Origin of the sequence: Isoptericola sp. NPDC060185 (genome assembly GCF_042728595.1) — a bacterium.
GTDB lineage: Bacteria > Actinomycetota > Actinomycetes > Actinomycetales > Cellulomonadaceae > Isoptericola.
The window spans coordinates 70,387-91,544 of sequence record NZ_JBHWYY010000008.1 but is presented as its reverse complement, the minus strand read 5'-3'; the positions used below and the strand labels follow the sequence as shown (position 1 = coordinate 91,544).

Here is a 21,158-nt window from a genome sequence, read left to right as displayed (position 1 = left end):
CCGTGACCGCCACGATCTCCACGGAGCACCGCCCCGGGCGCGCCACCGCGCCCGGGGTGGTGCCCCCGCGGGCGCGCCGCCCGCGCTCCCGCACCTCCCGCGTCGCGCTGCGGTTCGTCGCGCCGTTCGTCGTGCTGTTCCTGGCGGTGTACGTCGCGCCCATCTGCTACGCCGTCTACCAGAGCCTGTTCCGCATCGAGCGGGACGCACTCGGCCTGACGCCGCCCACCGAGGTCTTCGACCCCTGGTTCAACTACGCCGCCGCCCTGAACGACTCCGGCTTCGTCGCGTCGCTCGGCCGCGTGCTCCTGTTCGGCGTCGTGCAGGTGCCGGTGATGCTGGGCTTCGCGCTCGGCCTGGCCCTGCTCATCGACTCCGCCTCCGCGCGGGGCAAGGGGTTCTTCCGGCTGGCGAGCTTCGCGCCGTACGCGGTGCCGACCGTCGTGTCGGCGCTCATGTGGTCGTTCCTCTACTCGCCGACCGGCAGCCCCATCAACCAGCTGCTCGCCCCGACGGGCGTCACCGTGGACTTCCTCGGCACGGAGCTGACCCTGTGGTCCGTGGCCAACGTCGTGACGTGGGGCTGGACCGGCTACAACATGATCATCATCTACGCCGCGCTCCAGGGGATCCCCGGCGAGGTGCTCGAGGCCGCCAAGCTCGACGGCGCCTCCCCGTGGCGCATCGCCTGGCACGTCAAGGTGCCCCTGGTGCGGCCCGCCCTGCTGCTCACCGCCGTGTTCTCGATCATCGGGTCCGCCCAGCTCTACAACGAGCCGTTCGTGCTCTCGTCGAGCACCGGCACCATCGGCCCCAAGTTCACGCCGCTGATGGCCGCCCAGTCGTCGATCACCGCCGCGAACTACCCGTACGCCGCGGCGCAGTCGGTCATCCTCGCCGTGGGCGTGGCCGTGCTGTCCGTCCTCTTCTTCCGCCTCACCTCCCGGAGGTCCTCGTGAGCGCCCCGCGCACGGCCGTGCGGCCCCGACGCGACACCGTGGAGACGACGCTCCGCAGCCGGGTGCTCGTCACCGGGGTGCTGGTGCTGACCAGCGCCTACTTCCTCTTCCCGCTGTGGTGGCTGCTCGTCGCGGCGACCAAGGACGCGGGCTACACGTTCGCGGGCAACCCGCTGTGGTTCAGCCACTTCGACCTGTTCGGCAACATCGCCGACCTGTTCGCCTACAAGGACGGCATCTTCGCGACCTGGATGGGCAACGCCGCGCTCTACTCGATCGTGGGCGCCGGGGTCGGCACCCTCGTCGCGGCGGCCACCGGCTACGCCGTCGCGAAGTTCGACTTCCCCGGGCGCGGCGTCCTGTTCGCCGTCGTGCTGGGCGCCGTGCTGGTGCCGAAGGTGCTCTTCACGCTGCCGCTGTTCCTGATGTTCTCCCAGGTGGGGATCGTCAACACGTACCTCGCGGTGCTGCTGCCCAGCATCGTCAGCCCGTTCGGCGTCTACCTCGCGCGCGTCTTCGCCGCACAGTCGGTGCCGGACGAGGTGGTCGAGGCCGCGCGCCTCGACGGCGCCGCGGAGGGCAAGATCTTCTTCGGGGTGAGCCTGCGCATGATGTCGCCCGCGCTCGTGACGATCTTCCTCTTCCAGTTCGTCGAGATCTGGAACAACTTCCTGCTGCCGTCGCAGGTGCTGATCGACGAGAACCTCAAGCCGGTCACCGTCGGCCTGGTCACGTGGAACGCCCTCGTGCAGTCCGGGCAGATCGAGCGGCACATGGTGATCATCGGCGCGTTCGTGGCCGTCGTGCCGCTGATCGTCGCGTTCCTGTCCCTGCAGCGGTTCTGGCGCTCGGGGCTGGCGAACGGGGCGCTCAAGTGACGGCGACGCTCACCACGGACGGGACCACCCTGCTGCGGCACGGGGTGCCGCACCGCGTGCTCTCGGGCTCGGTCCACTACTTCCGCGTGCACCCCGACCTGTGGCGCGACCGCCTGGTGCGGGTCCGTGCGATGGGGCTCAACACCGTCGACACGTACGTGCCGTGGAACTGGCACGAGGCCGCGCCCGGCCGGTTCGACTTCGCCGGCGACCGCGACGTCGAGCGGTTCCTGCGCCTCGTGGGCGAGCTCGGCATGGACGCCGTGGTGCGGCCCGGCCCGTACATCTGCGCCGAGTGGTCCAACGGCGGCCTGCCCGCCTGGCTCACCGGCACGCCCGGCATCGCGCTGCGCACGGTCGACCCCCGGTTCACGGACGCCGTCGAGCGGTGGTTCGCCGAGCTGCTGCCGCGGGTCGCCGCGCTGCAGGCCGGCCGCGGTGGACCCGTGGTCGCCGTGCAGGTGGAGAACGAGTACGGCAGCTACGGCGACGACCACGCCTACGTCTCCTGGGTGCGCGACGCGCTCGCCCGGCACGGGATCGACGAGCTCGTCTTCACGGCCGACGGCGCCACCCATCTCATGCAGGACGGCGGGTCCCTGCCCGGGGTCCTCGCCGCGGCGACGCTCGGCTCGAAGCCGCGGGAGGCACGCGACCTGCTCGCCGGCCGCCGTGCGGACCCGGAGCCCTTCCTCGTCGCGGAGATGTGGAACGGCTGGTTCGACCACTGGGGCGAGGAGCACCACACGCGCGACCCGCAGGACGCCGCGCGGACCGTGGGGCAGATCCTCGACCTCGGCGGCTCCGTGAGCCTCTACATGGCGCACGGCGGCTCGAACCCGGGCCTCTGGGCCGGCGCGAACCACGACGGCACGGTGCTGCAGCCCACCGTCACCAGCTACGACTCGGACGCGCCCGTGGCCGAGGACGGCACGATCACCCCGAAGTTCCTGGCGATGCGGGAGGTCCTCGAGCCGTTCCGGTCGCCTCACGTGCCCCACGACGGGGGCGGCGACGAGAGCGACGACGCGGCCCTGGAGCCGCCCGCGCGCCTGGCGCCGCGCACGCTCCCGACCCCCGAGATGCGCACGGCGGCGCCGGCCCTCGACGCGCTCGCGGGACCCGGCGACGGCTCGCCCCGTCCGCGCACCTTCGAGCAGCTCGGTCTCGACGCGGGCCTCGTGGCCTACCGCGCCCGGACCCGGCTGCCCGCCGGCGAGTCGAGGGTTTCCGTGCTCGGCCTGCACGACCGGGCCACGGTGCTCGTCGACGGCGCGCCCGTGGGCGTGCTGGAGCGCGCGACCGCCACGGACGGCGTCGTCGTCACCGGCACGGGCGCGGAGGTGACCCTCGAGCTGCTCGTCGAGAACCTCGGGCGCGTCAACTACGGCCCGCGCCTCGGCGAGCCCAAGGGCATCGTCGGCGACGTCCTCGTGGACCGGCGCATCGTGCACGGCTGGGAGTCCCGGCCCGTCCCCCTCGCGACCCTGGCCCCGGACGCCCTGTGGGCCGCCGCCGACGGTCCCGCAGCCGAACCCGTGGCAGGGTCCGGCGCCGGGATCCTCGCCCGCACCGTGCTCGTCGTCGACGAGCCCGCCGACACGTATCTCGCGCTGCCCGGCTGGGCCAAGGGGTTCGTCTGGGTGAACGACGTCCTGGTCGGCCGCTACTGGGAGGTCGGCCCGCAGCGCACCCTCTACGTCCCCGCGCCGCTGCTGCGCCGCGGGGAGAACACGGTGACGGTGCTCGAGCAGCACCGCGCCGGCACGGACCTCGAGCTGCTCTCCGGCCCCGACCTGGGCGCCGCGCAGGAGTACGTCGAGGAGTTCTGACCAGCACGTCCGGAAAGCACGCTCTACCAGCACGGACCGCCCTTGGCGGGTCGAGGACGACCCGCCCGACAGAAGGAGAGATCCGCATGGCACGACGATCCCTACCACCACGCACCGCGCGCGGCGCCGTGGCCCTGGCCGCGGCGCTCGCGACCGGCTGCGCGGGCCTCGTGGCGGCGCCGGCGGCGACCGCGACGACGACCACCGACGCGGCGTCCGCCGTGACACCCGCAGCCACCGCGGCGGACGACGCCGCCACGCTGCGCTCGGCGGCGCTCGACGTCCAGGTCGCCGACGACTTCCCCCGGGTGCTGCGCTACACCGACCGGGCGACCGGCGCGACGATGGCCGGCAGCACCCGCCCGGTGACCGCCGTGACGATCGACGGCACGGCGCACGACGTGACCGTGGAGCGCACCGGCGCGACGGCGGACGCCGCCACCTACCGCCTGACGTTCGCGGACCTCCCGGGTGTCGCGATCGACGCGGCCCTGCGCGTGCACGACAACCAGGTGCGCTTCGAGATCACGAAGATCGTCGACACCGCCGAGCACCGGGTCGGCACGCTCGAGATCCCGGGGCACGACCTGCTCTCGGTCTCGTCCGCCGACACCGACCCGCGGGTCGCCACGGCCGTCATCTCGCCCGACCGCAACGGCAAGGGCGACACCTTCGCCTCGGTCACGCGCGGCACGGCCACGAACCCGGCGCCCGTCGGGTCCGCCTACGCGATCGTCAGCGCCAACGGCCTGGCGGCGTCCGTCGTCACGAACAGCGTGTACGACGAGGCGGCGGGCAAGGCCGCGCAGGAGCGCAACCGCCTGCAGCGCCAGGCGCGTGCCGACGGCGACGACGTCCGCGTCGGCGTCTGGAGCGGCGCGTGGACCTACCGGGCCAAGGGCTCGTCGGTCACGGAGGAGCTGCCGCAGGCCACCGTCGTGCTCACGCCGGACGCCAACGACGACGGCGTCGTCGACTGGCAGGACGGCGCGATCGCCTACCGCGACGCCGCCCCGAAGGCGAAGGGCGCCGAGCAGGTGCCCGACCGGGTCGTCACGCACATCCCGTTCAACTTCGCGTCGCAGGCGACCCACCCGTTCCTGCGCACGCTCGACGACGTCAAGCACATCTCGCTGGCCACGGACGGCCTGGGCCAGATGGCGCTGCTCAAGGGCTACGGGTCGGAGGGGCACGACTCCGCGCACCCCGACTACGGCGGCAACTACAACGAGCGCGCCGGCGGCCTGGAGGACATGCGCCGGCTGCTGCGGTCCGGCGGCGACTGGAACGCCGACTTCGGCGTGCACATCAACGCCACCGAGTCGTACGCGGAGGCCGACGCGTTCGACGAGGACCTCGTCGACGAGAACGCGAAGGGCTGGAACTGGCTCGGCCAGTCGTACTACATCGACCAGCGCCGCGACATCACCAGCGGCGACCTCGCGTCGCGCATCGGCCAGCTCGCCGACGAGACCGGCGGCGACCTCGACATGCTTTACGTCGACGTCTACTACAACTACGGGTGGCAGGCGCGGGGGCTCGCGGACGCCGCGAAGGCGAACGGGTTCCAGCTCGCCACGGAGTGGTCGGACAAGTTCGAGGCCGACTCGCTGTGGAGCCACTGGTCCTCGGACGAGAACTACGGCGGTGCCTCGAACAAGGGCCTGAACTCGCAGATCGTGCGGTTCATCCGCAACGGCGAGAAGGACACCTGGAACCCGCACCCGCTGCTGGGCAACGCCCGCATCGTGGAGTGGGAGGGCTGGACCGGCCAGGTGGACTGGGACGCCTTCACGAAGAACATCTGGTCGAACAACGTGACCACGAAGTTCCTCCAGCACCACGAGATCGAGCGCTGGACCGACGACGAGATCGACTTCGCCGACGGCGTCTCGGCGCGCGGCACCAGCGCGGCGAACCGCGAGATCCGGGTCGGGGACGCCGTCGTCGCGCGCGGCGACACGTACCTGCTGCCGTGGAGCGCGGCGGACGCGCCCGGTGCCACCGGCAAGGTGGCCCAGGGCGACAAGCTGTACCACTACAACCCGGCCGGGGGCTCCACCACGTGGGACCTGCCCGGCACCCTCGCCGGCGCGTCGTCGCTGACCCAGTACCGGCTCACCGACACGGGCCGCGAGAAGGTCGGCGTCGTGCCGGTGCGCGGCGGCGAGGTCACCGTCGACGCCGAGGCCGGGCAGCCGTACGTGCTCTACCCGGACGTGCCGGGCAAGGGCTTCACCACCCCGACCGCGGGCAAGGTCGCGTGGGGCGAGGGCTCGCCCCTCGTGAACCCCGGCTTCGACGCCGCCGGCCTGGCCGCCTACCGCACGTCGGGCACCGTGACCCGCGAGCGGCTGAGCAACGGCCAGCACGTGGCGCAGCTCGGCGCCGGCAAGGCCTCCGTGGCGCAGCGCACCGCCGAGCTGCAGCCCGGCACCTACGCCGCCAGCGCGTGGGTGGAGGTGCAGCCGGGGGCGTCGCGGCCGACGACGCTCGAGGTCACCGGCCCGGGCCGGTCGGTCGACGGCGCGTCGGTGACCGTCCACCGCTCGACCGCGCGCAACGAGGTCGCCGCCGACGACAAGCACAGCCGGTACTACCAGCGCGTGCAGGTCGTGTTCGACGTCAAGGAGGCCACCCGGCCCACGCTGACCGTCCGCGCGGGCGAGGGCGATGCCGTGGTGCGCCTCGACGACCTGCGGGTCGTCGCGACCGACCGGGCGGCGGCGCCGGCCGACCTGCGCGCGGACGGCGCGGACGTCGTCGCGTTCGACGACTTCGAGTCCGTGCCCCAGGGCTGGGGCCCGTTCGTCAAGGGCGACGCCGGCGGCGTCACCGACCCGCGCACCCACCTCGCGTCGAAGCACGCGCCGTACACGCAGGCCGGCTGGAACGGCAAGCTCGTGGACGACGTGATCGGCGACGCCTGGTCGCTCAAGGCGCACGAGGAGAACCAGGGCCTCGTGTACCGGACCACCCCCGCGACGGTCGACCTCCAGCCGGGGCACCGCTACCGCGTGAGCTTCGACTACCAGTCCGGGCGCGGCGGCTACTACCAGTGGGTCACCGGCTACGACTCCGTGGCCTCCGGGAAGCCCGTGTCGGTGGAGACCGGCGCGACGGCGATCGGCGAGCAGCGCAGCACGCAGCGGTTCAGCCAGGAGGTCGTGGGCTCCACCTGCGGCGACACCTGGGTGGGGCTGCGCAAGGCGGTCGGCGGCGGGGACCAGGCCGACCTGATCCTCGACGACTTCCTGGTCGAGGACCTGGGAGTCGCTGACGAGGTCCCGGCGTGCGCGTCGCTCGACGTGGCCCCGGCGAAGGCCTCGCTCGAGCCCGACGTCGCGAACACGGTGACGACCACGCTCAGCGTCTTCGAGCCGGCCGACGTCGCCGACGTCGAGGTCGCCCTCGACGTGCCCGACGGCTGGGAGGTGGAGGCGACGGACGCCACGTCCGCCGGGACGCTGCCGAGCGGCGGCGAGCTCGTCACCACCTGGGAGGTCACGCCGCGCGGCGACGTCACCACCGACGCGTACCCGCTGACCGCCACCGCGACGTACACGACCACGGCCGACCCGGTCGGGCCGCGCACCGTCGAGGCGAGCAGCGACGTGCACGTCGTCGTGCCGCCGGCCGCGGGCGACCACTGGGCCAGCGACCTGCCGTTCGTCTCCGCGTCGAACGGGTGGGGGCCGGTCGAGCGCGACCTGTCCAACGGCGAGCAGGGGTCCGGCGACGGGTCGCCGATCACCCTGCGCGGCACGGTCTACGACAAGGGCCTCGGCGCGCACGCGCCGTCGACGGTCCGGCTGTTCCTCGGCGAGCGCTGCGCGTCGTTCACCGCGACCGTCGGGGTGGACGACGTCCAGGCCACGCGCGGGTCGGTCGCCTTCCAGGTGCTCGGCGACGGCACATCGCTGGCCACCACGCCCGTGCTGCGCGGCGGCGGCGCCACCCGGGCGCTCGACGTCGACGTCACCGGCGTGCGCTACCTCGACCTCGTCGTGACCGACGGCGGGGACGGCAACGGCAACGACCACGCCGACTGGGCGGGCGCGAAGCTCGCCTGCGGCTGAGCCGACACCCGGAGCACTACCCGGAGCCCTGGCCCCGCCGTCGCGGGGTCAGGGCTTCGGGATGCTCGTCACCGTGGTCAGCAGGAACACGGAGTCCGCCAGCGCGCGCACGGCGTGGCGCTCGTGGGTCAGCACGCGCAGCTGCCCGGCGCGCACCTCCTCGTCGCCCTCCAGCGCGGTGACGCGCAGGCGCCCGTGCAGCACGAGGACGGACGCCGCCGGCGGCGAGTTGTGCTCGCCGAGCTCCACGCCCTCCACCAGGGCCAGCACGGTCTGGCGCAGCGGGCCGTCGTGCACGACGATCTCCGCGCTGCGGCCGTTCTCGGCGGCGCGGGCCTTGTCGAGGTGCGTCGTGGTGAGGGCGTCCAGGTCGGCCATCGGTGGCTCCATCCGTCGGGCGGCACGGGCGCGGGCCGCGTCGACGAGACCCGCCGACCTCACCGTACCCGGGGGGCGCGGTCAGCCGCCGCCCGTCCAGAGCACCTCGGCGACCATGTCGCCCGCGCCGTCGCCGCCGGCGAACAGGCTGATCAGACGCTCCTCGGCGGGCCCGGTGAGTCCGACCTGCCACCAGCCGCCGCCGAGCTCCTCCGCCGTGGCGACGACCGCGCCGTCCCGGACCTCGTCCGCCTCGACCTCGCCGACCGTCAGCTCCACGTCGCCCTCGAGCGGGACGTGCACGAGCAGCTGGTCGACGTCGCCCACGGACGGTGGGTGGTCGTCGAACCCGTCGGCGCAGCCCTGGTCGGCACAGAAGGTGAACGGGTAGAGCAGCAGCGCCCGGCCGTCGTACCGCACCTCGAACGGGCGCGGCTGCTCGATGCCCTCGGCGTCCGGGGGCCACAGGCCGTGCGTCGCCGTGGCGGTGGGCGACGGGACGCCTGGCGGCGGGCCGGCCGCACTGCCCGTCCCGTCCGCCCCGCCCTGCGCGCACGCCGCGAGGGCGCCGGTCAGCGCGACGGTGGTCAGCGCGGTGAGGGCCAGGGCGCGCGGTGCGGTGTTCCTCATGCCCTTCCCGTGTCGCGGGGCGGCGCCATCTTGCAGGAGCGGGCCCGCGGGCCGGGGCCGACCACGGGCGGGGATCAGGCGCGGGCGGGGATGAGCCCGAGCCGGGCGAACGCCTCGGCGACGCCGCCGCGGGCCGGGCCCGGCACGACGAGGTCGGCCTCGGCGAGCACGGCCTCCGGCGCGCCCTCGACGGCGACGGCCGTGCCCGCGTACGCGAGCATCTCGACGTCGTTGTACCCGTCGCCGATGCCGACCACCTGCGCGGGCGTGATCCCGAGGTGCTCCACGACGGCCGCCATCCCGACGGCCTTGTGCACGCCGGCCAGGTGGATCTCGCCGGCGTTGTCGCCCGTGTCCGCGTACGAGGACGGCAGGATCCCGACCTCCGGGCCCAGCTCCGCGCGCAGTGCCGCGATGGGCAGGCGGGAGTCGAAGTAGCTGATCTTGGCGTAGCTGACGCCGGCGAGGTCGCCGGGCATCCGCAGCACGTCGAGGATCTCGTGGGGCGCCGCGTCGCCGCGGACGGCGAGGCGGGCGTCGAGCCCCACCGGGCCGTAGACGGCCTCCGGCGCCTCCAGCAGGTAGGCGACGTCGTGCGCGTCGAGCACGTGCCGCACGCGGTCGGCCAGGTCCGCGGGGAAGCGCAGGTCGGCCACCACCTCGCCGTCGAGCCGGACGAACGCGCCGGCCGTGGCGACGACGCCGTCGAAGCCCGCCGCGAGCAGCGACGGGGGCAGCATCGACTCGGGCCTGCCCGTGCACAGCAGCACCCGGTGCCCCGCGCGCCGGGCGGCACGGACGGCCTCCGCGTGGGCCTCCGGCACGGCGCTGTGGTCGGCGTACGTGCCGTCCACGTCCAGGAACGCCACCCGCGCCCCGTCTCTCATCGAACCCGACACGTGGGCAGACCTCCAGCTCTCGGCGTCGTCGTGGGCACCGTCGAGCCTAACCGCGCGTCGGTGCCGCATGGTTGGCTGCCCACGTGACGACGAGCACCCTGCGCGCCCGGACCTGGGCCATGATCCACGCCGAGCGGGAGGCCCTCGCGGGCGAGCTCGCCGGGCTCGACGACGCGGCCTGGGAGACGCCGTCGCTGTGCACCCAGTGGTCCGTGCGGGACGTCGTCGCCCACCTCACGGCGGGCGCGAGCGCCGGCCGGTGGGCGTGGCTGCGGAGCATCGCCGGGGCACGGTTCGACGCCGACCTGCACAACGCGCGCCGCCTCGCGGAGCACCGCGGGTCGACGCCGGCCGAGACGCTCGAGCGCTTCCGCGCGGTCGTGACCAGCACGGTCGCGCCCAGCGGGCACACGGCCGCGTGGCTCGGGGAGGTCGTGGTGCACGGACAGGACGTCCGGACCCCGCTCGGCCTCCCGCGCGTGCCGCCCGTGGCCACGACCACCGAGGTGGCTCGCTTCTTCGTCGCCCGCGACTTCACCGTCTCCGGCCGCGCGGTCGCGCGCGGCCTGCGGCTGGAGGCGACCGACGGGCCGTTCGTGCACGGCGACGGGCCGGTGGTGCGGGGCAGCACGCTGGCGCTCGTCATGGTGCTGGCGGGCCGGCCGGCGTCCTGTGACGAGCTGACCGGCGCGGGGCTGCGCGTGGTGCGCGAACGGATCAGGTGACGGCGCCCAGCTGCCAGGGCACGAACTCGTCGGCGCCGAGGTCCAGCTCCTCGGAGACGGTCTGCTCGCCGGAGGCGACGGCGAGGATCTTCTCGAACAGCTCCTCGCCCACCGCCTCCACGGACAGGCCGGTCTCCACGATCCGCCCGGCGTCGAGGTCCATGTCCTCGGACATGCGGCGGTAGGTGTCGGAGTTGGTGGCCACCTTGATCGACGGCGCCGGCTTGCACCCCAGCACCGATCCGCGGCCGGTGGTGAAGACGACCACGGTGGCGCCGCCCGCCACGATCCCGGTGACGGAGACCGGGTCGTAGCCGGGCGTGTCCATGAAGGTCATGCCGCGCTCGGTGACGGGCTCGGCGTACTCGTGCACCGCGACGAGGTCGGCGGTGCCCGCCTTGGCGACGGCGCCGAGCGACTTCTCGAGGATGGTGGTGAGGCCGCCGGCCTTGTTGCCGGGCGAGGGGTTGTTGTCGAGCGTGCCGCCGCCGGCCGCGGCGTAGCCCTGCCACCAGTCGAGGCGGTCGAGCAGGCGCCGGCCCACCTCCTCGGAGACGGCGCGGCGCAGCAGCAGGTGCTCGGCGCCGAACACCTCGGGCGTCTCGGCGAGGATCGACGTGCCCCCCTGGGCCACGAGCAGGTCGGACGCGTGCCCGAGGGCCGGGTTGGCCGTGATCCCGGAGAAGCCGTCGGAGCCGCCGCAGTTCAGCCCGAGCACCAGCTCCGAGGCCGGCGCCTCCTCGCGCCGCAGCGCGTCGATCTCGGGCAGCATCTCGGTGATGGCCGCGACGCCCGCCCGCACGGTGGCGCGGATGCCGCCGGTGTCCTGGATGGTCAGGGTGCGCACCGGCAGGTCCTCGCGCAGCTCCAGCCCGTCGAGGACGGACGCGGCGGGGAGCATCTCGCAGCCCAGCCCGACCACGAGCAGGCCGGCCATGTTGGCGTGCGACGCGTACCCGCGCAGGGTGCGCAGGGTGACCTGCGCACCCTCCGAGGTCGGCACCAGGCCGCAGCCGGTGTCATGGGTGAGCGCGACGACGCCGTCGACGTGCCCGAAGGCGTCGAGCACCGGCCCGCGGAACTGGTCCGCGATCATCCGCGCCGTCGACGCCGAGCAGTTCACGGACGTGAGGATGCCGACGTAGTTGCGGGTGCCCCAGCGGCCGTCCGAACGCCGGTAGCCCTGGAACGTCCGCCGGCGCTCGGGTGCCGGGAGCGTGGTGCGCGCGGTGCCGAACTCGTACTCGCGGGCGCCGTCGGCGGTGGGGTCGTCGAAGCCGAGGTTGTGCGTGTGCACGTGGTCGCCCGGCGCCACGTCCTTCTTCGCGCGGCCGATGGGCTGCCCGTACTTGCGCACCTCCGTGCCCGCCGGGACCTCCCGGACGGCGAGCTTGTGCCCGCGCGGCAGGGTAGAGCGCGTGGTGGCCTCGCCGCCGCCCGGCAGCCGCACGGTGGTGCCCGCCGGCACCTGCCGGGTCGCCACGGCGACGTCGTCGGCCGGACGCAGCAGGAGCGCGACGTCGGCGAGGTCGACGACGCCCGGCAGCGGCGGCTCGGTGGTGGCCGGTGGCGTCGCGAGCGGCAGCAGCGGGTGGTGCGGGGCGGTGCTCATCGGATCACGACCTCGGGATCTGTGCGGTGGGGAGACGTGGCGGTGGGTGCGGTGGCGCTCAGGGGCGCCGTCGACGCGCGGACGACGAGCTCGACGGGCAGGCGCCGGTGCTCGGGGGAGCCGGGCTCGGGGGAGCTGCCGGCGTCGCGGCCGAGCAGGTCGACCGCCTCGCGGCCGGCGCGGGCCAGCGGGACGGCGACGGTGGTGAGCGCGGGCGTCACGAGGGAGGCGGCGGGGACGTCGTCGAACCCGACCACCGAGACGTCGTGGGGGGTGGCGACGCCGCGCGCGTGCAGGCGGGCGAGGACGCCGAGGGCGACGAGGTCGTTGAAGCACAGCACGGCCGTGGCGCCGGCCGCGAGCGCGAGGTCGGCGGCCTGCACCCCGCCGCCGTGCGTGGGCCGGAAGGGGCCCAGGTCGTGAACGGGGGGAACGCCGCGGGAGGAGACGTCAGCCAGCGCCCGGCGCCGCTCGCCGTCGGACCAGGAGGTGGCGGGGCCGCCCACGTAGGCGATGCGGTCGTGCCCGAGGGCGCGCAGATGGTCGAGCGCCTGGCGCACGCCGCCGGCGAGGTCGAACGACACCGACGGCGCGAACGGCGTCTCGCGGTTGACCAGCGCCACCCGTCCGCCGGCGACGAGCGTGCCGAGGTCGTCCGCCGGCATGCGGGGGGAGCAGAGCACGAGGCCGTCCACGCGGTCGCCGAGTCGGGTGATGACGTCGGGCTCGGCGGAGACGTCCTCGTCGGTGTCGGCGACGAGGACGTCGCGCCCCGTCTCGTGCGCCCGCGCCTGCACGCCCTTGGCGACGGCGGCGAAGAACGGGTTGGCGAGGTCGGGGACGACCAGGCCCAGCGTGCCGGTGCTGCCGGTGGTCAGGGCGCGGGCGGCGGGGTGCGGGCGGTAGCCGAGCGACGCGGCGGCGCGGGCCACCTGCTCGCGGTTGGCGGGCGAGACGTGCGGCGCGTCGCTGAGGGCGCGCGACGCGGTGGCGGGGGAGACGCCCGCCGCGCGCGCGACGTCGCGGAGCGTGACCACACGGACCTCCAGGGGCTGGTGCCGACTCTGGAACCGGTTCCAGTGTGCTTCAGCCTAGCGCACGCCCGACCCCGCGCGGAGGCTCAGGCGGGCTCGTCGTCGAGCCAGCGGAACCAGTCGTCGGGCACGTCCTCGTCGAGGCGCCGCACCTCGCCGCCCGCGAGGACGCCGGCGGTGAGGAGGCCGGTGGCGACGAGCCGGGCGACGGCTCCCGCGCCGGGCGGGTTGAAGTGCGTGTCGTCGCGCCGCCCGTCGGCGGCGTGGAAGAAGTGGTGCAGGGTCCCCTCGGGCCCGAGGTCGTCCCAGAGCGCGAGCGAGTCGCGCTGGACGTCGACCAGCGGCACGTCCTCGCGCGCGGCGACGGCGCGCATCGCGTCGGGGTACTCGCCGTGCGCGGGGACCGCCCGGCCGGCGTCGTCGAACCGGCGTCGCTCGACCGACGTCGCGAGCACGGGCCGTGCGCCCGCGGCGCGCGCGACCTCGACGAACCGCACGAGGTGCTCGGTGTAGGACGTCCACGGCTCGGTGAACCGCTCGGGGTCGGTGACCTTCGCGTCGTTGTGTCCGAACTGGATCACCAGCACGTCGCCGGACCGCAGGTCGCGGGCGACGGCGTCGAGGCGGCCCTGGGCGACGAAGCTGCGGGTGCTGCGCCCGTTGCGCGCGTGGTTCGCGACGGCGACGTCGTCGGCGAGGTAGTAGGGCAGGGCCATGCCCCAGCCGGTCTCGGGCGCGGCGGAGCGGGACTTCGGCCCCGCGGTCGAGTCGCCGGCGAGGTGGACGGTGCGGGACATGCGGGACTCCGGGAGGGCGCGGGCGGGTCGGGGCACGCTCGGCGAGCGTCGGCGCCACCCTAGCGACGACCGCAGACCGGGCGGCGTGCGGGGATCGCGTGCGTCCCCGCACGTCCAGGGCGTAGCGTCGGCGCCGAGCGACCGCACACCCGCCCCGTGTCCCGGAGGAGTCAACGATGCCCCGTCCGCCGTTCCCGGCCCCCGTGCTCGACCTGCTGCGCCGCCCCCAGCCCGCCGTGATCGGCGTCGTGCGCCCGGACGGCAGCCCCGTGACCGCGGCGACGTGGTACCTGCTGGAGGAGGACGGCTCCGGCGGCGGGCAGGTGCTCGTCAACCTCGACGCCACGCGCAAGCGGGTGCAGCACCTGCACGCGAACCCGCACGTGAGCCTCACCGTGCTGGGCGAGGACTGGTACACGCACGTCACCCTGCTCGGGCGGGTGACCGCGTGGCGCGACGACGTCGGGCTCGTGGACACCGACCGCATCTCGCACCACTACGGCGGCAAGTCGTACGCCGTGCGCGACCGCGCCCGCGTGACCGCCGTGGTCGAGGTCGACCGCTGGACGGCCTGGGGCGCCCTGCACAGCGCAGCCGACGCAGCCCGCTGAGGAGGCGGTCATGCGCATCGGTGCCCCTCGGACGGCCGGCGCGGACCCGCGCCTGGTGGCCGTCACCCCCGCCGCCGTCCGCCGCCTCGCGGACCTGGGGCACGACGTCGTCGTGGAGCCCGGGGTCGGCGACGGCGCCCGGCTGCCCGCGCACGACTACGTCGCCGCGGGCGCCCGCGTGGCCGACCGCGCCGACGTGTGGGCGGCCGACGTCGTGGTCACGCTGCACCCGCCCGGGCCTGCGGAGCTCGGCCTGCTGCGCCCGGGCGCGGTCCTGGTGTCCCAGCTCGCGCCCGCGACGAGCCCCGGCCTGCTCGACGAGCTGGCCGCGCGCGGCGTGACGGCGCTCGCCCTCGACGCGGTGCCCCGGATCTCGCGCGCCCAGTCCCTCGACGTGCTCTCGGCGCTGTCGAACGTGGCGGGCTACCGCGCGGTGGTCGAGGCGGCCGAGGAGTTCGGCGGCATGTTCGCGGGTCAGGTGACCGCCGCGGGCAGCACGCCGCCGGCGCGCGTGTTCGTCATCGGCGCCGGCGTGGCCGGGCTCGCCGCGATCGGCACGGCCGTGAGCCTCGGCGCGGAGGCCCATGCCTTCGACGTGCGACCCGAGGCGGCCGAGCAGATCGAGTCCCTGGGCGCCCGCGTCGTGCGGGCGGACGACGCCGTGCAGCAGGTCAGCGCCGACGGGTACGCCAGCGCGCAGAGCGCCGACCAGGAGGCGGCCGCCCTGCGCGCGTACGCGGAGCAGTCCGCGCAGGCCGACGTCGTGGTCACGACCGCCCTCGTGCGCGGCGCCGCCCCCACGACGATCACCCGCGCGATGGTGGACGCGATGCGCCCCGGCTCGGTGGTGGTCGACCTCGCCGCGCCCGGCGGCGGCAACTGCGAGGCCACGGTGCCCGGGCAGCGGGTGGTCACGCCCCGCGGCGTCGTCGTCCTCGGGTACACCGACCTGGCCGCGCGCCTGCCGCAGCACAGCTCGCGGCTGCTGGGCACGGTGGTGGTCAACCTCCTCACCCTGCTCACGCCCGGCAAGGACGGGCGCCTCGCGCTCGACCTCGACGACGCGGTGGTCCGCGGCATGACCGTGACGCACGACGGCGCCGTGACCTGGCCGCCGCCGCCCGTCCAGGTGTCGGCCGCCCCGCCCCCGCCCGAGCCGGAGCCCGCTCCGGCCCCGGCCGTCGACCCCGCGGCCGAGCGCCGACGCCGCGCGATGCGGCGCACGGTGCTGGGCGCGCTCGGCGCCGTCGCGTTCGGCCTCCTGATCGCCGCATCCCCGCCCGACGCCGTCGGGCACCTCACCGTGTTCGCGCTCGCGGTGGTGGTGGGCTTCTACGTGATCTCGAACGTCACGCACGCCCTGCACACGCCGCTCATGGCCCAGACCAACGCGATCAGCGGCATCATCATGGTGGGCGCGCTGCTGCAGATCGGCGACGCGTCGCCCCTGGTCACGGCGCTCGCCGTCGTGGCCGCGGCGCTCGCGGGCGTCAACGTGTTCGGCGGCTTCCTCGTGACCCGGCGCATGCTCGGCATGTTCCGCCGGGACGCCCCCACGGACGGGGGCGCCTCGTGAGCGTGGAGTCGGTGGCGCAGGCCGCCTACGTGGTCGCCGGCCTGCTGTTCGTGCTGTCGCTGGCGGGCCTGTCCGCCCAGGAGACCGCCCGGCGGGGCACCGTGCTCGGCATGGTCGGCATGGGGCTCGCGATCGTCGCGACGATCGCGCTGGCCCTCGACCGCTCGGAGCGGCCGTGGCCGGTGACGGCCGGGCTGATCCTGCTGGTCCTCGTGGTAGGCGCCGCCGTGGGGTCGTGGCGGGCGCGCCGCGTCGAGATGACGCAGATGCCGGAGCTCATCGCGCTGCTGCACTCGTTCGTCGGGCTGTCCGCGGTGCTGGTGGGCTACGGGTCCTTCCTCGCGGCGCCCGCGGCGACGGGCGGCGACACGGTGCACCGCGTCGAGGTGTTCCTCGGCGTGCTCATCGGCGCGGTGACGTTCACGGGGTCCGTGGTGGCGTTCGGCAAGCTGTCGGGCCGGCTGGCGTCCGCGCCGCTCACCCTGCCCGGCCGGCACGCGCTCAACCTGCTGGCACTGGTGGCGTCCGCCGGGCTGCTCGCGTGGTTCCTCGTCGCGGACGACGCCGGGTCCGCGATCGTGCCGCTGCTGCTCATGACGCTCGTCGCGCTGGCGCTCGGCTGGCACCTGGTGGCCGCGATCGGCGGCGGCGACATGCCCGTCGTGGTGTCGATGCTCAACTCGTACTCCGGCTGGGCCGCGGCCGCCGCGGGCTTCACCCTCGGCAACGACCTGCTCATCGTCACCGGGGCGCTCGTCGGCGCGTCCGGCGCGATCCTCAGCTACCTCATGTGCCGCGCCATGAACCGGTCGTTCTGGTCCGTCGTCCTCGGCGGCTTCGGCGCCGGGGCGTCCGGCGGCACGACGGGCGGGGGCGGCACCGCGGAGGTGGGGGAGGTCCACGAGACGTCGCCGGACGAGGTGGCGGCGCTGCTCACCGCCGCGCGGTCGGTCGTCGTCGTGCCCGGCTACGGGATGGCGGTGGCGAAGGCGCAGCACCCCGTCGCGGACCTGGCCGAGCGGCTGCGGGCCCGCGGCGTGACGGTGCGGTTCGGCGTGCACCCGGTGGCCGGGCGCCTGCCCGGCCACATGAACGTGCTGCTGGCCGAGGCGCGCGTGCCGTACGACCTGGTGCTCGAGATGGACGAGGTGAACCGCGACCTGTCGGACACGGACGTCGTGCTCGTCATCGGCGCGAACGACACGGTGAACCCGGCCGCGCAGGACGACCCGTCCTCGCCCATCGCGGGGATGCCGGTGATCGAGGCGTGGCACGCGCGCGACGTCGTCGTCTTCAAGCGCTCGCTCGCCACGGGCTACGCGGGCGTGCAGAACCCGCTGTTCTTCCGCGACAACACCCGGATGCTCTTCGGCGACGCCAGGGAGCAGGTGGACAAGATCGTCCAGGCTCTCTGACGCCGCCGAGGAGGAGGTCGTTCGGGGGGATCGTCAGATCCGCGAGTCCGCCTGCGACTCGTAGACCGCCGCGTCGAGGACGCCGTCGGCGTGCAGCATCGAGGGCGAGTCGGGCACCGGGGTGGCGTCGATCGTGCTGGCGTCGGCGGGGACCCCGTCGAGGCTCGGCATGACCGAGGCGAGCTCGGGGCGCCACTTGGTGAACCGGAACGGGAAGCACCGCTCCAGCAGGTCCACCATCGCGGAGGCCGCCGTCGACGCGCCCGGCGAGGCGCCGAGCAGGCCGGCGATGGAGCCCTCGGCGCCGGTGACGATCTCGGTGCCGAACTGCAGCACGCCCTTGCCGTCGGCGTCGCGCTTGATGACCTGCACGCGCTGGCCGGCGGTGATCTTCTCCCAGTCCTTGGGGTGCGCGGTGGGCATGAACTGCTGCAGCGCCTGGAACTTGGTCTCGGGCGCCGCCACGAGCTGGCCGACGAGGTACTGGGTGAGGTCGAGGTTCTTCAGGCCGGCGCCGAGCATCGACGTGACGTTGTTGGCCCGCAGGGAGGTGATCAGGCCCAGGTACTTGCCCTTCTTGAGGTACTTGGGGCTGAACCCGGCGTAGGGGCCGAACATGAGGTACGTCTTGCCGTCGACCACGCGGGTGTCCAGGTGCGGCACGGACATCGGCGGGGCGCCGACGTCGGCCTTGCCGTAGACCTTGGCCTGGTGCTGCGCGACGAGCTCCGGGTCGGAGGTGCGCAGGAACTCGCCCGAGATGGGGAAGCCGCCGAAGCCCTTGATCTCCGGGATGCCGGCCGACTGGAGCAGGGGGAGCGCGCCGCCGCCCGCGCCGACGAAGACGAACTTCGCCGTGACGGTGCTGGTGCGCCGGCTGGCGTTCCAGGAGCGGTCCTTGACGCGCAGGCGCCAGCGGCCGTCCTTCGTGCGCTTGAGGCTCTTCACCTCGTGCTGCAGCTTGAGCTCGGCGCCGTTCGCGACGAGGCCGTCGACGAGCTGGCGGGTGAGGTTGCCGAAGTCGACGTCGGTGCCCGAGGTCGCGCGGGTGGCGGCGATCGGCTCGTCGGCGTCGCGGTCGGTGGTCAGCAGCGGTGCCCAGCGGCCGATGGCCGCGCGGTCGGTGCTGTACTCGAGGTCGCGGAACAGCGGGTGCACGCGCAGCGTCTCGTAGCGGCGGCGCAGGTAGTCCACGTTCTTCTCGCCGCGCACGAACGTCATGTGCGGGGTGTGGCTGAGGAACGAGTCGTCCTTGATCCGGCCGGTGGCCAGGAGGTGCTGCCACAGCTCGCGCGAGATCTCGAACTGCTCGTTGATCGCCACCGCCTTGGTGATGTCGATCGAGCCGTCCTTGCGCTCGGGCGTGTAGTTGAGCTCGCAGAGCGCGGCGTGCCCCGTGCCCGCGTTGTTCCACGGGTTCGAGGACTCCTGCGCCACGTCGTCCAGGCGCTCGTAGATCCGGATGGACCACGACGGCTCGAGCTGCTGGAGCAGCGTGCCGAGCGTGGCGCTCATGATTCCGCCGCCGATGAGGACGACGTCGACGTCGGCCCCCGTGGGGGCCCCAGCAGTCGTAGCACTCGAAGTCACCGGGCCACCATACGCCGCGCGTGAAAACTGTCACAAAGAATGAGAGCAACCTCACACGGCGCCCTGACCTGCAGTGATGTGCGTCACACCGGGCCGCGACCGGCCTGCAGGTCAGGGCTTCGGGGCCGGCGACGAGGGCCACGGGCCGAGCTCGGGAAGGGGCACGGCCGCGCCGTCGCGGGTGGCCGAGACGGGGCCCGACGGCGTGCGGCCCGCGAGCCAGGCGGCCACGTCCCGCCGGTCGCCGACGAGCTCGAGGCCCGCCCCGCCGTCCGGCAGCCGCACGGCGAGGAACTCGTCCAGGTGGGCGCAGAACGCGTCGTCCCAGGAGGCGTACCCGAGTGCGGTGCCGTGCTCGGTGGCGAGGCCCGCGGTCGCGTCGACGGCGTGGATCCGCGCCTCACGCCACCAGGCGAGCAGGGCGTCCGCGAGCACCCCGTCGCGGTACGCCACGGGCGCGCCCCAGAGGGCGTCGTTCGCGTCCGGCCACGCGGCGGCGAGCCGGGCCCGCGTCGTCTCCAGCGCCGCGAGGTGCTCGGCGGCGGTGCGCCTGGCGCCCGCCTCGATGGCGGCGTCCCGGCCGGCGCGGCCGCCGTCGTAGGGCTCGACCTTCTCGCCGCGCGCGGCGTACTCGGCCTGGCGGGCGAGCGCGGCGCCCACGTTCGCCACGTGCGACAGCACGTGCCCGCGGGTCCAGCCGTCCAGGGGCGACGGCGCCGCCCCCGCGTCGTCCGGCAGCGTGCGCACGACGTCGATCAGCGCGGCGAGCGCGGCGTCGGCGTCGGCCAGCGCGTGGGTGAGGGTGGGGTCAGGGATCGTCACGGCCACAACAGCTCCTTGGTCCAGGTGGGGGCGTTCTCGGTGGTGGTGCCGGTCGTGCGGTAGCGGAGGCGGGACTGGCCCTTGTCGTCGCTCGCCGCCCAGAACTCGACGGTGGCGGGGGCCAGCACCCAGGCGGTCCATGCAGGGGCGACGGCGTCGGGGTGCTCGCGCGCCTCGTCGAGGCGACCGGCGAAGGCGTCCCGGTACTCCTGGGGGGATGCCAGCGGCTCGCTCTGGTGGCCGACGAGGCCCGCCGCGCGCGACCCCTCGGGCCGGGCGCGGAAGTCCGCCGCTCCGGCCTCCGGGCCTGCCGAGCGGGCGCGGCCCGTGACCCGGACCTGGCGGCCCAGGTCGCGCCAGAAGACGGTGAGCGCCGCGTGCGGGTTGGCGGCCAGGTCGCGGCCCTTGGGGCTGGACGCGTGCCCGGCGAACCACCAGCCCGCCTCGGTCACGTCCTTGATCACCAGCGTGCGGGCGTGCACGTGGCCCTCGCCGTCGGCCGTCGAGAGGATCGCCGCGTGCGGGGCGCCGACGCCGGCGGCCAACGCGTCGTCGAACCAGCTTCCGAACAGCTCCTGGGGCGCGGCGGGCGCCGTGGCGAGGTCGTCGAGATCGACGCCGAACGGGGGCAGGCCGGGCGGGAACGTCGGCAGGGCGCGCAGGCGCTCGCGGAAGGTCATGCGGTCTCCTTCGTGCTGGCGGGGGTGAGGATCGCGACGAACCCGCGCACGGCGGCCCGCATCGCGTCCGGGTCGCCGGTCGCGCGGGCCAGCACGTAGCCGCCCTGCACGATCGCGACGGCGGCGTGTGCGCGGTCGCGGGCGTCGTCGTCGGGCAGGCCCGCCTCGCGCAGGGTCGCGGCGACGGCGTCGAGCAGGCGGACGAAGTAGGCGGTGACGACGTCGTGGAGGCCGTCGTCGTCCATGACGGCCTGGTCGCTGGTGAGCCGGCCGATCTTGCAGCCGGCGAGGGCGTCGCGGGGCCGCTCGACGTAGGCGACGACCCGGTCGAGGGCCGGCGTGGCGCCCTCGAGGTCGCGCCGCGCCGCGGCGAGCGCGTTCTCGACCGTCGCGCCGACCGCGGCCGCCGCGAGGTCGTGCTTGGTGGGGAAGTGGTGGTAGAGGCTGCCCTGCCCCACCCCGCTGGCGGCCAGCACCTGGCGCGGGCTGGTGGCCCCCACGCCCTGCGCGGCGAACATCTCCTGCGCGGCGGCCACGAGCCGGGCGCGCGCGTCGGTCGGCGTGCTCATGGCGTCACCATACCTACCTCTAGGTATGGTGACCAGCCCCGCCGCCCGTCGCCCCGCCGCGGCGGGCAGATG

General features: G+C 74.7%; 17 protein-coding genes and 1 pseudogene. 8 read left to right on the top strand and 10 right to left on the bottom strand.

From position 1 onward, the window contains the following. Positions 1-2: 2 nt before the first annotated feature. The 4 genes from ACFWDO_RS05300 (at position 3) to ACFWDO_RS05285 (ending at position 7,748) form a co-directional block, all read left to right on the top strand. Positions 3-959, top strand: coding sequence for a carbohydrate ABC transporter permease (locus ACFWDO_RS05300; RefSeq protein WP_380314836.1), 957 nt, complete (start codon positions 3-5; stop codon positions 957-959). After that, positions 956-1,837, top strand: coding sequence for a carbohydrate ABC transporter permease (locus ACFWDO_RS05295; protein WP_380314833.1), 882 nt, complete (start codon positions 956-958; stop codon positions 1,835-1,837). The genes ACFWDO_RS05300 and ACFWDO_RS05295 overlap by 4 nt, the downstream gene beginning before the upstream one ends. Beyond that, positions 1,834-3,669, top strand: coding sequence for a glycoside hydrolase family 35 protein (locus tag ACFWDO_RS05290; RefSeq protein ID WP_380314830.1), 1,836 nt, complete (start codon positions 1,834-1,836; stop codon positions 3,667-3,669). The genes ACFWDO_RS05295 and ACFWDO_RS05290 overlap by 4 nt, the downstream gene beginning before the upstream one ends. An 86-nt stretch (positions 3,670-3,755) precedes the next feature. Then, the gene (locus ACFWDO_RS05285) at positions 3,756-7,748 is read left to right on the top strand and encodes an endo-alpha-N-acetylgalactosaminidase family protein (protein ID WP_380314827.1); all 3,993 of its coding nucleotides are present in this window, start codon (positions 3,756-3,758) and stop codon (positions 7,746-7,748) included. Between the two features lie 48 nt (positions 7,749-7,796). On the opposite strand, the gene ACFWDO_RS05280 is transcribed toward ACFWDO_RS05285, so the two are convergent. The 3 genes from ACFWDO_RS05280 to ACFWDO_RS05270 all read right to left on the bottom strand — a co-directional run bounded on the left by ACFWDO_RS05280 (position 7,797) and on the right by ACFWDO_RS05270 (position 9,625). After that, complete coding sequence (locus tag ACFWDO_RS05280) at positions 7,797-8,126, bottom strand: cupin (protein WP_380314824.1); 330 nt, start codon at positions 8,124-8,126, stop codon at positions 7,797-7,799. Positions 8,127-8,207: 81 nt separating this feature from the next. Then, entirely contained in the window at positions 8,208-8,756 is a 549-nt protein-coding gene (locus ACFWDO_RS05275) for a hypothetical protein (RefSeq protein WP_380314821.1), read from the bottom strand. A 74-nt stretch (positions 8,757-8,830) separates the two neighbouring features. Beyond that, positions 8,831-9,625 carry an HAD hydrolase family protein gene (locus tag ACFWDO_RS05270; RefSeq protein ID WP_380346828.1) on the bottom strand — a complete coding sequence of 265 codons (795 nt, stop codon included), beginning with the start codon at positions 9,623-9,625 and terminating at the stop codon, positions 8,831-8,833. 113 nt (positions 9,626-9,738) lie between these two features. On the opposite strand from ACFWDO_RS05270, the gene ACFWDO_RS05265 reads away from it, so the two are divergent. Then, positions 9,739-10,380, top strand: coding sequence for a maleylpyruvate isomerase family mycothiol-dependent enzyme (locus ACFWDO_RS05265; RefSeq protein ID WP_380314815.1), 642 nt, complete (start codon positions 9,739-9,741; stop codon positions 10,378-10,380). On the opposite strand, the gene ACFWDO_RS05260 is transcribed toward ACFWDO_RS05265, so the two are convergent. The 3 genes from ACFWDO_RS05260 to ACFWDO_RS05250 form a co-directional block, all read right to left on the bottom strand. Beyond that, positions 10,373-11,992, bottom strand: coding sequence for a UxaA family hydrolase (locus ACFWDO_RS05260; RefSeq protein WP_380314812.1), 1,620 nt, complete (start codon positions 11,990-11,992; stop codon positions 10,373-10,375). The two genes, ACFWDO_RS05265 and ACFWDO_RS05260, sit on opposite strands and share 8 nt — an antisense overlap. Then, complete coding sequence (locus ACFWDO_RS05255; RefSeq protein WP_380314809.1) at positions 11,989-13,029, bottom strand: LacI family DNA-binding transcriptional regulator; 1,041 nt, start codon at positions 13,027-13,029, stop codon at positions 11,989-11,991. The genes ACFWDO_RS05260 and ACFWDO_RS05255 overlap by 4 nt, the downstream gene beginning before the upstream one ends. 83 nt (positions 13,030-13,112) lie before the next feature. Next, positions 13,113-13,823: a rhamnogalacturonan acetylesterase gene (locus ACFWDO_RS05250; protein ID WP_380314806.1), complete on the bottom strand. Its 711-nt coding sequence runs from the start codon at positions 13,821-13,823 to the stop codon at positions 13,113-13,115. A gap of 176 nt (positions 13,824-13,999) precedes the next feature. On the opposite strand from ACFWDO_RS05250, the gene ACFWDO_RS05245 reads away from it, so the two are divergent. The 3 genes from ACFWDO_RS05245 to pntB are packed head-to-tail and all read left to right on the top strand — an operon-like array spanning position 14,000 to position 17,425. Further along, positions 14,000-14,434, top strand: coding sequence for a pyridoxamine 5'-phosphate oxidase family protein (locus ACFWDO_RS05245; RefSeq protein WP_380314803.1), 435 nt, complete (start codon positions 14,000-14,002; stop codon positions 14,432-14,434). Positions 14,435-14,444: 10 nt separating this feature from the next. Beyond that, positions 14,445-16,010 (top strand): Re/Si-specific NAD(P)(+) transhydrogenase subunit alpha, encoded by a 1,566-nt coding sequence (locus tag ACFWDO_RS05240; RefSeq protein WP_380314800.1) that lies wholly within the window; start codon positions 14,445-14,447, stop codon positions 16,008-16,010. Further along, positions 16,007-17,425, top strand: coding sequence for a Re/Si-specific NAD(P)(+) transhydrogenase subunit beta (gene pntB, locus ACFWDO_RS05235; protein ID WP_380314797.1), 1,419 nt, complete (start codon positions 16,007-16,009; stop codon positions 17,423-17,425). Before ACFWDO_RS05240 ends, pntB begins: the two co-directional genes overlap by 4 nt. 33 nt (positions 17,426-17,458) lie before the next feature. Here the strand turns inward: pntB and mqo are convergent. From mqo to ACFWDO_RS05215, 4 genes and pseudogenes are all read right to left on the bottom strand, one after another. After that, a pseudogene (gene mqo / locus ACFWDO_RS05230) lies at positions 17,459-19,021 on the bottom strand (malate dehydrogenase (quinone)); the annotation flags it as partial. A gap of 105 nt (positions 19,022-19,126) precedes the next feature. Beyond that, positions 19,127-19,837 carry a maleylpyruvate isomerase family mycothiol-dependent enzyme gene (locus ACFWDO_RS05225; protein WP_380314794.1) on the bottom strand — a complete coding sequence of 237 codons (711 nt, stop codon included), beginning with the start codon at positions 19,835-19,837 and terminating at the stop codon, positions 19,127-19,129. After that, positions 19,834-20,517 carry a pyridoxal 5'-phosphate synthase gene (locus tag ACFWDO_RS05220; RefSeq protein WP_380314791.1) on the bottom strand — a complete coding sequence of 228 codons (684 nt, stop codon included), beginning with the start codon at positions 20,515-20,517 and terminating at the stop codon, positions 19,834-19,836. The genes ACFWDO_RS05225 and ACFWDO_RS05220 overlap by 4 nt, the downstream gene beginning before the upstream one ends. Further along, positions 20,514-21,086, bottom strand: coding sequence for a TetR/AcrR family transcriptional regulator (locus ACFWDO_RS05215; protein WP_380314788.1), 573 nt, complete (start codon positions 21,084-21,086; stop codon positions 20,514-20,516). The genes ACFWDO_RS05220 and ACFWDO_RS05215 overlap by 4 nt, the downstream gene beginning before the upstream one ends. Positions 21,087-21,158 lie beyond the last annotated feature (72 nt).